Raw genomic sequence first — 13031 nt, 5'->3', positions numbered from 1 at the left:
CGAACGTCAACTCATCGTAAATCCATAAACCCACGAGCATCGCCACCGCCAGGCCCAGTGCCAGACCGCCGATGTTAATGGTGGAGTAGAGTGTGTTTCGGAGAAGGTTGCGCCAGGCGATTTTTAGGTAGTTGGTTAGCAAAGCTGATTTTGTTTATATTTGAAAAAAAGAAAAACCACTATGGAAACCGTTTTTCACGACTTAATCGAGGAATACCAAACCGAGGATATAATGTCAGTAAATCACTCGCGCACCATCCAACGGATTAGTTCTTACCTGGAACGATACGATGACGATTATGACATTTTTCCTGAGTTGGAAATGAAACTCGACGGCAAACCCGTAAAACCCGACATTTCAATCTATCCAAATCTGCCCGAGGACTGGGATACCGACATTATTTTCATCACCCAACCTCCTATAACCGCTATCGAAGTGCTGTCGCCCAAGCAAGCCATGAGCGACATTACGGAAAAAACCAACAACGTGTATTTTCCGGCGGGCGTCCAGTCGGTATGGATCGTAGTTCCGTTACTACAAACTATCACGATTCGCACCCCGGACGATGAACGAATTACCTTCTCTGGGGGAATCATCAAAGATCCCGTCACAAATTTGGAAATTCCTTACGATCATATTTTCAAGAAACGCAGATCGTAACTATTCCGACCGCAACGACTCCACCGGATTCGCCAGCGCCGCTCGTATTGACTGAAACGAGACAGTAAACAGCGCAATCCCTACCGCCAGCAAACCCGCCAGCGCGAAGACCCACCAACCGATGTCGATTTTGTAGGCAAAATCCTGCAACCAGGCATTCATGGCGTACCAGGCGATCGGGCTGGCGATGACGATGGAAATCGCGACCAGTTTCAAAAAATCTTTGGAAAGCAAAGCAACGATGCCGCTGACCGATGCGCCCAGTACCTTGCGAACGCCGATTTCCTTGGTGCGCTGCTCAGCGGTGAAGGTAGCGAGGCCGAAGAGACCCAGACAAGCCACGAAGATCGTCAGCCCGGCGAAGAGGCCGAGGATGCGGCCCGTTTTCTGTTCGGCGCGGTAAGTGGCGTTGAAGTTTTCTTCCAGGAAAGAGTAAGCGATGGGCGCGTCCACGGCCAGGGCGTCCCACTGCTTTTCTACGGAAGCGAGCAGGGCGGGAATGTCGCGGGTTTTGACCTTTACCAGCATCGCGCCGTTGTTAGGGCCAAGGGTCAGCATCAGCGGACCGATGCGCTCGTGCAACGATTTGAAATGAAAATCTTTCACAATGCCAATGACCCGGAAGGTCTGCTTTCCGCCATTGATACTTGGGCTGCTAATCGTGTGGCCAAGCGCATCCTGGCCCCATTCCATTTGCTTTGCCGCCGTTTCGTTGATGATGATAGCCGACGAATCGGTGCCAAACTCCGGCGAGAAATTCCGTCCGGCGACCATTTCCATGCCCAGCGTGGGGATGTAATTTTCGTCCACCACGTAGCGGATGCCTTTGATGTATTCATTGGCCTTGTCATCGCCATAAACCAGGAAATTGTTGTTGAAAGACGGCCCGGCTGGAACGTAGCCCGAAACCGACGCGTCCACGACCCGCGAATCTTGCAGGAGTTGTTTTTTGAGCAATTGTTCGTTTTGGCCCAGGCGGTAAGTTTCCTGCAAAACAAGTACCTGCTCCTTGTCATAACCTAGTTTGGCGTTTTGGATAAATTGCAGTTGTTGATAAACTACCGTCGTGCCGACGATAAGAATGATTGAAATACAAAACTGCACCACGACCAAAGTACCTCGCAATCCAATGCTACGCCGCCCGCTGGTGAATCTACCCGGATTCGACCCGCCTTTCAGCACGGTGATCGGTTTGAAAGAAGACAGGAAGAAAGCCGGGTAGCTACCCGCCAAAATTCCCACTACCAAGCCCAACAGCAGCAGGCCCGGCAGCAGCCACGGCATCGCGGTAAAACTAAGTGCTAGATTCTTGTCGGCTAAATCATTGAAAAACGGCAGGGCCAGCACTACGATAACTACCGCCAACACCATCGCTATGGCAGTCAGCATAATGGATTCTAACAAAAACTGACCGACCAGGGTACTTTTCACTGAACCCATCACTTTACGAATACCCACTTCCCGCGCCCGCTTCGACGCCCCAGCAGTACTGAGATTCATGAAGTTGATGCAGGCGATCAGCAGCATGAATAGTGCAATAGCCCCGAAAATATAGACGTAGCGAATATCACCCGACGCGGCGATGTCGTAATCGAAATTGGAACGCAAGTGGATGTCGGTCAACGGTTGCAGGAATAGGCCGAGGTCGTTGCCTTCTTGCTTGAATTTAGAAAAACTCATCCCGAATGCCTGGTGAATGCCCGGCCCAAAGTACTTCTCCACCATCTGGGGTAGTTTGGCTTGCAGCTGAAGGTAGTTATAGTCTTCGGGCAGCACGAGGTAAGTGTAAAATTCCGACTGCATCCAGGAATTAGATTGAGCGTCTTCCCGTCCCGCCATCGCGATTAGAAAATCGAATTGCACATGAGAATTGGCGGGCATATCGGCCATGACACCCGTGACTTCCATCGCCTCCTGGTAGTTTTTTGCGGAAAGTACTTTACCGATAGGGTCTTCGTTCCCAAAGTACTTTTGCGCCATTTTCTCAGAAATTACCAGCGTATTAGGTTTTACAAGGGCCGTTTGAGAATTGCCCGAAACCAACGGAAAACTGAACACCTGAAAGAAATTGGGGTCGGCGAAGACCACGCCTTCCTCTTTGAAGATATCGGCTTCCTTTTCGATAATAAAAGCACCTGCCGTTCGCAATCGGGTGGCTTCCAGTACTTCAGGGTAGTCGCGCTGTAGGGTTTTGGCAGTGGGCGGCATGACATTAGCCTCCTCGATCTTGTTGCCGCCCATGTTGGCGCGGAAGGTCACGCGCACGATGCGGTCGGCTTTTTCGTGGAAGCGGTCGAAACTCAACTCATCCAAAACGAAGAGGCCGATAATCATACAAGTCGCCAGTCCAAGAGAGAGACCGACGATGTTGATGGCCGAGAACGCCTTACTGCGCAAGAGGTTTCGGTAAGCGATTTTCAGATAGTTGTGAAGCATGGTTTGGAAGGAGGAAAGGAGGATGGAGGAAAGGAGGAAAGAAAAATCACCTTGCCTTCTTTCACACCTGGAAAAACTTATGCCAAAAATTCAACTACTTGTCAATCAATAAAACCACAACAAAAAAGCGTCCGATTCCGAACACTTGGAGTTCAGAATCGGACGCTTTGTAATCTTACAGCAAAGCTTAATTCAAAAAAATCAACTGTCAACTGTCAACTAAAATATCATTTATCCCAAAACAGCGGATCGGACAACGGGCCAATGGCAGGGACGTTGATGCCGTTTTCGGAGACTTCGTTGGATGGATAGGCGACGCGACGAATGAAAGTTGGCAGCGCGGCGCTGACGGGTAGCTTGAACCCTTTATACTTATAGTCGAAGCGGCGGGCGTCGTTCCAAGCCTCGGGATTGAGGTAAGTAATGACGTATTTCTCTTTGAAAATATCAGCCAGCGTCAATTTGGCCGCCCCTACCGATACGATTGGATCGGCTATATACTTATCGCGGGCAGCAGCGGCTACACCGAGCTTGGCCATATTGGCTTTGATTCCTTCCAGGTAGGCTGCGTAGGCCCGGTCGCGACTTCCTGCACGCAGGGCTGCCTCGGCCTCGATCATCTTCACCTCGGCGTAGGTCACGATCAGGAGCGGCGAATTGTCGCCCGTCAGCGGGGAGTTGAGCGAGATGTAGTTCTCGTCCTTCACTGTGTTGGCTGCCCCGGTTGGGTTGCCCGCGCCGTTGACGGTACCCACGTAGGTGCCGGTTACGGTTTTATCAGTGATTTTCTCGATGCGGGGATCGAACAGACCGTAAGTAGTACCGTTGAGGTGGTTGATGAGTTGGGCCGAGAGCCAGCCGTCGAGAACCAGCAGGGCGTTGTTCCTGGCTACCTGCGCCCAGGGATTTCGGAGCAGGAAGGTGCTCATTTGGGCGTCGTCGGCATTGGAGGTGTAGGACTTACTCACCGCCTCCAGTACTGCTGCGGGGTCGTAACTGGCCTTCTTGGAAACCTTGTTGAGCATCCGCGCTTTCAAAGCGTAGGCGGTTTTCAGCCAGGCCTCGCGCTTACCGCCGTGAATCAGGTCGTCCGAAGCACTAAGTTTAATCTTGGAGTCTGTCTTGCCCAATTCGGTAATTCCCTCATTGAGCAAAGTGAGGGCCGAGTTGTACATCTCCTCTTCCGAGTCATATTTAGGCGTGAGCGGCTCACCCGTAAAAGCTTCCTTGAACGGTCCGGCCCCGAAAGTGTCGCCGACCAAACCGACGTGGTAGGCGAGCATGACGTTGGCCACACCCACGTACTCGCTGGAAGACTGTTCCCCGGCCAATCGCTTCATGTCTGTCAAATCCGCCATTGCATAGTAAAGGGCGTCCCAGGTGCCGGAATAGTCCGTTTCCTGGTAGGTATCGGTGGAGCCACCCGCGCCGGGATTGGCCAGGTACTGCACGAAGTAAGAAGTCGTGTTCGCTACCCGTTGCGAGTTGAGGCCCGTTTTCTGCGTCGTCGTCGCCAGCAGCGACTGTAAAGGCGGGTTAGAAATCTGGTTAGGATTCTCGTTCAGATCGAAGTAATCCTTGCAGCCGCTCATCCCGAAGGTAGTGAGGAGGGCTAGGGTGAATATGATGCGTTTCATTGTTTTTGTAAAAAAGGCACAAAGTGGCAAAGGCACAGAGGCACAAAGTGAAAACTTGTTTTGGTGAACAATGGTATCAAATCAAAATCCATTATCCATTATCCATTAATTAAAACCCTACGTTCAGGCTGAACAAAAAGCTACGCACAGCGGGATAGACGAAGCCGGTGAAGCCGGTGACGTTGCTGCCGCTGTTGAATGAACTAGTTTCGGGATCGTAGCCGCGGTACTTGGTGGATAGCCAGAGGTTGTTGCCCGTTACGCTCAGCTGAACATTGCGGATCGGGCCTTTTTTCAGGATCGACGCTGGCAGGTCGTAAGCCAGCCGTAACGACCGCAGCCGCACCCAGGAAGCATCCTGAATGAAGTTTTCGGAAATGCCGCGATACACGTTTCGGTAGTAGCCGTTGCCGTAATCTACACCGTCGGGTCCCACACCTTGTCCTATAAATACTGCCTTGGTATTGGGCGAGCCGTCGGCTAGTACGCCATCGAACACCCTGGTTTCATTACGATCTTCGGTATATTTAGCTATGCCAAAGGCAGAGAAGAAGTTATCAAGCTGATTGTAACGATCCTGACCTACCTGAGCGTCGAATAAAACCGAGAGCGACAGGTCGCGATACTTGAAGGTGTTGTTCAAACCACCAACCCAGCGCGGCAGGGCATTGCCCAGGAGTTTCTGGGCCGTATTACGAACGGGAAATCCATTGGAACCGATCACGATCGGGCGGCTTGTATCCACCCGCCTTGGATCTTCTTCGGCGCTATTCGCGTAGTAACGTCGGTAGCTGGTACCATAAAGATTGCCGTAGGCCTCACCGGGAATGAGTTTCTGGGTCACCGATGAGCCTGCATAGCCAAACTGTGAGGCCAAACTGATTTCCGTCAGCCCCTCACGAATGGAGACGATGGTGTTCCGGTTGGCCGAAAAATTAAGATTTGCATCCCACGAAAAGTCGTTCTTCTTGATAGGGGTACCCCGCAATGTCAGCTCCACACCCTGATTCCGCATGGTACCGGAGTTGACCGCCGCCGTAGCGTAGCCCGTTGATGAAGATACATTCACGTTAATAATCTGATCCTTACTGAGTGAATGGTAGTAGGTAAAGTCAAGACCCAGGCGATTGCCAAAAAAGCCCAATTCCAATCCGCCTTCGTAGGTTTCCGTAAACTCGGGCCGAAGCGTGGGATCGCCCAACCGTGAGCCGCGCGAGAAGCCCGTAACGCCCGTTGGCAGGCTGTTGTAAGCCGCGTAACCTGTGGTTGTAGAATAGGGCAAAGCATCTTTACCGATCTTGGCATACGAAGCCCGTATCTTGCCCAGGCTAACGTAGGTAGGCATGTTAAACTGCTGTGAGAAAACGTAACCTACACTTGCCGACGGATAGAAGAATGAATTGTTGGGGGCCAACAGCGAGGAGGTAATATCGTTCCGACCCGTCAAAGTCAGGAAAAGAAAGTCCTTATAATCGAGCGTCAGTTCGCCGAAGATCCCCATTAGGCGGTAGTCCTGTGCGCTTTGGGTGGGCGTAATGGTCCGGGAGTTGCGAAGATCGAAGTAGTTATAAACGGTCAGTTCATTGCCCTCAGCTCCGAAGCTACGGATCTTGCGATCGTACAGGTCGTGTCCCACTCGCAATGTTCCTTTCAAATTGGTGCCCAGGTTCGCCGTGCCGCTGGCCGTGAAGGTCGAGGTGATGGAGCGGAAGGCAGTGTGGTATTGGTTGACAAAGCCCAGGCCGTTGTCTTCGTAGGTGTCTTCATCGGCAAAGCCACGCGGACCGGGAGCCGTGCGCAGACGATCGTCGGAGTAGGTATCCAGTCCGGCCCGGTAGTTGAACGTAAGCCAGGTGAGCGGTGCGTAGTTGAAATTGACGCCGCCAATCAGACGGTTCACGTTGTCTTGTAATTTGTTAGTGTACGCGCCATAGATCGGGTTGTTGTTGCCGTAAGTCTTCATCGTGCCATCGGGCTTGATGTAGTCGCGCACATCGTAACGCGGCGACCAGTAGTTGAGGCTTTCGTTGAAGCGGTCGGCGTTATAGCGGTCGCCACCTGAGTTGATAAAGTTCAGGTTGGTGCTGGTCGTGAATTTCTCGCTAAACTTCACCTGAGCATTCAGGCGCGCCGAAATTTTGTTAAAAGTGGTAAAGGGAATGACGCCCTCATGGTGCAGGTGCGAAATTGAAGAAAGGAACGTGACTTTGTCGGTACCGCCCGAAAACGAGAGGTTGTTTTGAAACTGCTGCCCCTGCTGGTAAGCGTCCTTGAAGTGGTTGTAAAGCTGGTCGGGGTGCGTAGGATCAATGGCCTTCGCGTCAGCCACGGTCGGCCCCCACGATGGCCAAAAGCTATTGGGGTCGTACTCTCCCCGATAACCAATGGTGTATTTGTCCTGCGTTTCGGGAAACTTATTAACGTTTTCAACGCCATAGGTACTGCTAAAATTAGCCCGCAGCGCACCTGCTTTACCCGATTTGGTGGTAATGACTACAACGCCGTTGGCTCCCCGCAGCCCGTACAGGGCCGTAGCCGCGCCGCCTTTCAGGATATTGATGCTCTCGACATCGTCGGGATTGATATCCGCCGCGCGGTTGGACATGCCCCGGAGTTCAGAACCGGAACCCGTCGTAGAAGTACTGTTATCCAGCAGAATACCGTCGATCACGAACAGCGGCTGGTTGTCGCGTCCCACGTCAATGGAGTTGATTCCACGAATCAAAATGCGAGCGCCCTGACCGGGTGCGCCGCCCGTACTATTGATGGTGACACCCGCCACCTTGCCCTGCAAGGCGTTGACGAGGTTAGTCTGGCGGTTTTGAACCAATTCTTCGCTATCCACTCCCTGGGCCGAGTAGCCAAGGGCTTTTTTATCCCGACTGATCCCCAAAGCGGTCACAACTACTTCGTTCAGTAGTTTAGTGTCTTCAGCCAGGGAAACGTTGATGGTACTTTGGTTGCCTACGGCAACTTCTTTCGGTGTGTAGCCAATAGAGCTAAACACCAGCTTCGCGTTGGGAGTGACCCGGATGCTAAACGTTCCGTCGGCGTCGGTTAGGGTTCCTTGGGTGGTACCTTTCACGGCTACGCTTACCCCCGGCACCGACGCGCCGTCCTTCTCGGCGGTCACGGTGCCGCTTACTTGCGTTTGTTGGGCCATTGCCGTGTGCAGCCCGAAGAGCAGCCACGTAGCCAGCCAGATTTGTACATTTTTTTTCATGGTTTGTAGAATTACAGGTTTGGTAGAAATTAGTTGTGATTATTCAAAGGTAACAGACAAGATTAAAAATAGGGCCAAAATGAAGCGCTTTTTGATGAACGGCTGACCAAATAGATGTCCAGTATGCTTATGTCCTAACTTTCTATTATAATTTTTATCCTCGCGAAATAGCCAAAGAAGATTTTCGTGCTGAGCCTTACAACCAAATTAAACCCTGGTGCATCTTTGCGGGTATCCAGAACGACTGGTGCTTCTCTCTTCGTCATTCAAAATATAAAAAAATGAAGACATCATTCTGCTTTTTAGCCATGTTGATCGGACTGAGTGCCGCCGCCCAATCGCAAAATCCGATCGTTTATCCCGCGAAGCCTGCGGAACAGGACACTAGCCGTATCGGAATGCGAGGGATCGAAATCTACTTCACTCAAACCGTGACGCAATCCAACGCCCGGGGGTTGAATGAGCGCTTGCGCAATTCAGGGTATCCCGAACTGGGTCAGCTTCAATTGTTTTGGGGTGGAGGAGTTCAATACCGCATAAGGCGGGTGCTACTGGGGCTAGAAGTAGCTCACTCGGTAAATCCCCACGGCCCGCGGACGAACGAAACCTCCGCCGCTGACCGGAAGACGCTTAATGTACAACTCAATGCCAACTATGCCCTCTATCAGCCCAACGAGCGCCTGAGAGTCTATCCTTTTCTCGCGGCTGGAGCGAATTTCACCACCGTCACGCTCACCCGTACGACAGAGAGCGCCGATTTCGACGCCATCCTCCGCCAGCCCGGCAATGCTGTTTCTCTGTCCCATTTTCTGAATTATATGAATATAGGGGTAGGGACAGACGTTGTGAGCCGGAAGGTGGGATGGAGCAGTTTGGCCAGCTTCCGGCTGGGCTACCGACTTGGCGGAATGACCAATTGGTACTCAGATTACACCGAATTGCGCAACGCCCCGCTGGATCGGTTGAGCCAGTTTTATTTCCAGATGAATGTAGGAGGTAGTCTGAACCGGCTGAGTCGCCGTCAGCGACGGTGGTAAGGCGGAAAGTTGATTAGATGGCTACGGTCGCTATCTTTGCTGGTAGGCATATCAGCAAATTTATTATTCCTATGATCTCCTTCATCCTCTCGGTAATCGTTTTGATTTTAGGCTACTACATCTACGGTAGCTATATGGAGCGCGTCTTCGGAGCCGACAAAGACGCCGCCACTCCCGCCAATCGACTGGCCGATGGCGTGGACTTCGTGGTACTGCCCAACTGGAAGGTCTTTTTGATCCAATTCCTGAACATCGCAGGTCTCGGGCCGATTTTCGGAGCCATTGCGGGAGCTATGTACGGACCGGCAGCCTTTCTATGGATCGTACTGGGCAGTATTTTTGCCGGAGCGGTACACGACTATTTTTCGGGCATGCTCTCATTGCGGCACGATGGCAAGAGTATCAGCGAAGTCGTCGGGATTTATATGGGCCACGGCGCGAAGCAGATCATGCGGGTATTCACGGTGCTGCTGCTCATTTTCGTCGGGACGGTTTTCCTAGTCGGACCCGCCAAAATCATCGACGGCATGACGGGCGGCTTCATGTCCATGTGGGGTTGGGTGAGCATTATTTTGGTGTACTACCTACTTTCTACGCTGCTGCCCATCGACAAATTCATCAGCAAACTTTATCCAATTTTTGGCGTGGCGATGCTGCTCATGGCGGTTGGGCTCCTCATCGCCATGTTTTTAGGAGGTCATGCCATACCTGAAATCACTGGAAGTACCCTTCGCAACATGACGAGCAATCCCGAAAAAACGCCGCTGTTTCCGATGCTCTTCGTTACCATCGCCTGCGGGGCGATTTCAGGTTTTCACTCCACCCAATCGCCGCTCATGGCGCGCTGCATGGGTAACGAGACGTCGGGCAAGATGATTTTTTCGGGGACGATGATTACCGAAGGCGTCGTGGCCCTGATCTGGGCCGCCGTTTCGATGACGTTTTTCGGCTCCGTCGGCGGGTTGAACGAAGCCATGCTGGCCAATAACAATAACGCGGCTTGGGCGGCCAATGAGATTTCGCTCAATATGCTTGGCCCGGTCGGCGGAATTCTGGCGCTGTTGGGCATCGTGGCCGCGCCTATCACTTCGGGTGATACAGCTTTCCGGTCGGCGCGACTTATCATCGCCGACTCCTTTAAGATAAGTCAGAAAGATTTGCTGAAAAGGTTTTGGATCAGCATTCCATTGTTTGTAGTCGCCTTCGCGCTGACACAAATGGATTTCGGGATTATCTGGCGGTACTTCGCCTGGAGCAATCAGACTTTGGCAACCATAGTACTCTGGACGATAACGATTTACCTTTCCAATCTGAATAAAAACTACTGGATCTCGCTGGTGCCCGCGGTATTCATGACGATGGTGTGTAGTTCCTATATTTTCATTGCCCCCGAGGGGTTCCAGCTTTCGCACGAGCTTTCCTACGGACTCGGTGCGGCGATCACAATTGCCGCAACGGCTTCTTTCGTCGCATTAAGGTTTCGGAAGGAACGGCATTCCCTGGTTGATTTATAGTCACCTGATGTGCCTCCCCCCAAAACATTCACACCAAAAATCACCATGACTGAAACCAAAAAAATGAAAACTCCGCTCCCGTGGCGCGAGTGGGGGCCCTACCTTAGTGAAAGACAGTGGGGCACCGTACGGGAAGATTATAGCGCCGGGGGCGATGCCTGGGATTACATCACCCACGATATGGCGCGGAGCAAAGCCTACCGCTGGGGCGAGGAAGGCTTGGGGGGAATCAGTGACAGAAAACAGCACCTCTGCCTGGCGCTGGCCCTGTGGAACGAGCGCGACCCCATCCTGAAAGAACGGCTGTTTGGCCTAACTAATAACGAGGGTAACCACGGTGAGGACGTCAAGGAAATATACTACTACCTCGACAATGTCCCATCGCACAGCTACATGAAGATGCTGTACAAATACCCGCAGCAGGCTTTTCCTTACACACAGTTAATCAAGGAGAATGCCCGACGCTCCCGGATGGAACCGGAGTTTGAGCTAATGGATACCGGAATTTTTGAAAAGAACGAGTACTTCGATGTATTCATCGAATACGCCAAAAACTGTGAAAACGACCTCCTGGCCCAATATACTGTACATAACCGGGGCGACGCCGACGCGCCAATTCATATCCTGCCCACGCTGTGGTTCCGCCGGACGCCAGACTGGCAAGATGTGGAACACAGGCCCAATGTGTCAGTCATTGACAAGAACGAACTGCTACTGGAATCCGAGGAACTGGGCAACTATCATTGCTATATCGAGGAAGAAGCCGAGACACTTTTTACCGAAAATGAAACCAATAATGAACGTCTTTACCAATCGTCCAACGATATGCCCTTCACCAAGGACGGCATCGACGCCTATGTCGTAAATGGACATAAAGACGCTGTGAATCCCAATCCCAGCGGCACGAAGGTCGCCCTGCACTACACTTTCATAGTACCAGCGGGTGGGAGTGTTTCGGTACGGCTGAGGCTGAGTGACAAGGAGATAACGGGGCCCTTCGATGGGTTTGAGGAGATCATAACTACCCAACGGAAAGCCGCCGATCATTTTTACAAAAAGAAATCAAGCCAGAAAACGGAAGACGAGGCCAGGGTACTTCGCCAGGCTATGGCCGGGATGCTTTGGGGCAAACAGTTTTATTACTACAATGTGAACCAATGGCTTACGGGCGATGATGGAGAACCCGCACCACCCAAGAAACGCTATTCCGGGCGGAATTCTCATTGGGATCAACTTCGCGCTGCCGACATCATCTCGATGCCCGACAAGTGGGAGTACCCCTGGTTTGCGGCCTGGGACCTGGCTTTTCACTGCATTGCGCTGGCAGCGATCGATGTCGATTTTGCCAAAACGCAACTCATGCTCCTGTTACGCGAGCGATACATGCACCCCAACGGACAACTACCCGCCTACGAGTGGAATTTTGGCGACGTAAACCCGCCCGTACACGCGATGGCCGCGCTGGAAATCTACAAAATGGACCGCGAGGCTACCGGAAAGGCCGATACCGAGTTTCTGGAGCAGGTGTTTCACAAGCTGATGTTCAATTTCACCTGGTGGGTGAATCGGAAGGATGAGGAGGGCAACAATATCTTCGAGGGGGGGTTCCTGGGATTGGACAATATCGGCGTCTTTGACCGCAGTGCGCCAATACCCGGCGGCGGTTCGCTTGAACAGGCCGATGGCACCAGTTGGATGGCGATGTACGCGCTCAATATGATGCGGATGGCGATAGAACTGGCCTGCGAACACCGCCCCGTGTACGAGGATATGGCGATTAAGTTTGGGGAACATTTCTTCTACATAGCCGGGGCGATGGCTAACATGGCCAACCAAAACGAGGTTGGGCTGTGGGACGAGAAGGACGGATTTTACTACGATATGCTGCGTCAGGGCGACGGGAATTGGACCCGGCTCAAGCTGCGGTCGCTCGTAGGACTGCTGCCGCTGACCGCCGTGGAGGTAATCGACGACGACAGGCTGAAGGAACTACCCCGCATGATGGCTCACATGGCCGAACTAATGCGCGAGCGACCCGACCTGGAAGCGCTCGTCAGCCGTTGGGAGGGGGCGGATGGAGAAAGCAACACACACTTGTTGAGCCTGTTGCGAGGGCACCGGATGAAATGTCTGCTGCGGCGGATGCTGGATGAAGACGAATTTCTGTCGCCTCGTGGCATTCGGTCGCTTTCCAAAGTTTATGAAAAAGACCCCTTCGATTTCAAACTGAACGGGCAGCAATTTTCAGTTAAGTACACACCCGCCGAAAGTACCACGAATATGTTTGGCGGCAACAGCAACTGGCGCGGCCCCGTCTGGATGCCCGTCAACTACCTGCTGGTGCAGTCGATGCGGCGGTTCCACGACTACTACGGCGATAACTTCAAGATCGAGATGCCCGTCGGCACGGAGCGGTTCATCACCATCAGTCAGGCAGCCGACGAAGTGGCACAACGGCTAAAATCGCTGTTTTTGCGCGACGAAAACGGTCGCCGCCCCATCTACGGCGACAACGAGAAGCTA

At 52.5% G+C, this 13031-nt stretch carries 7 protein-coding genes; 4 read left to right on the top strand and 3 right to left on the bottom strand.

The features are described from left to right. Positions 1 to 181: 181 nt before the first annotated feature. Positions 182 to 661: a Uma2 family endonuclease gene (locus tag ACEW8P_RS08855; RefSeq protein ID WP_373512726.1), complete on the top strand. Its 480-nt coding sequence runs from the start codon at positions 182 to 184 to the stop codon at positions 659 to 661. On the opposite strand, the gene ACEW8P_RS08850 is transcribed toward ACEW8P_RS08855, so the two are convergent. From ACEW8P_RS08850 to ACEW8P_RS08840, 3 genes are all read right to left on the bottom strand, one after another. Then, positions 662 to 3097 carry an ABC transporter permease gene (locus ACEW8P_RS08850; RefSeq protein WP_373512725.1) on the bottom strand — a complete coding sequence of 812 codons (2436 nt, stop codon included), beginning with the start codon at positions 3095 to 3097 and terminating at the stop codon, positions 662 to 664. A gap of 227 nt (positions 3098 to 3324) precedes the next feature. Further along, entirely contained in the window at positions 3325 to 4734 is a 1410-nt protein-coding gene (locus ACEW8P_RS08845) for a SusD/RagB family nutrient-binding outer membrane lipoprotein (protein WP_373512724.1), read from the bottom strand. A gap of 109 nt (positions 4735 to 4843) precedes the next feature. Beyond that, positions 4844 to 7957: a SusC/RagA family TonB-linked outer membrane protein gene (locus ACEW8P_RS08840; RefSeq protein ID WP_373512723.1), complete on the bottom strand. Its 3114-nt coding sequence runs from the start codon at positions 7955 to 7957 to the stop codon at positions 4844 to 4846. A gap of 281 nt (positions 7958 to 8238) precedes the next feature. Here ACEW8P_RS08840 and ACEW8P_RS08835 point away from each other — a divergent pair, with 281 nt between their 5' ends. The 3 genes from ACEW8P_RS08835 to ACEW8P_RS08825 all read left to right on the top strand — a co-directional run. Next, positions 8239 to 8994: a hypothetical protein gene (locus ACEW8P_RS08835; protein WP_373512722.1), complete on the top strand. Its 756-nt coding sequence runs from the start codon at positions 8239 to 8241 to the stop codon at positions 8992 to 8994. Positions 8995 to 9065: 71 nt separating this feature from the next. After that, a complete protein-coding gene (locus tag ACEW8P_RS08830; RefSeq protein WP_373512721.1) occupies positions 9066 to 10508 on the top strand; it encodes a carbon starvation protein A in 1443 nt (480 codons plus the stop codon). 63 nt (positions 10509 to 10571) lie between these two features. After that, the coding region (locus tag ACEW8P_RS08825) for a glucosidase (protein WP_373512720.1) at positions 10572 to 13031 on the top strand (2460 nt) is incomplete at its 3' end.

Source organism: Persicitalea sp., assembly GCF_041751555.1.
Taxonomy (GTDB): domain Bacteria; phylum Bacteroidota; class Bacteroidia; order Cytophagales; family Spirosomataceae; genus Persicitalea.
Note: the sequence above shows the minus strand (reverse complement) of the source record. Positions and strands in the feature narration are given on the sequence as shown.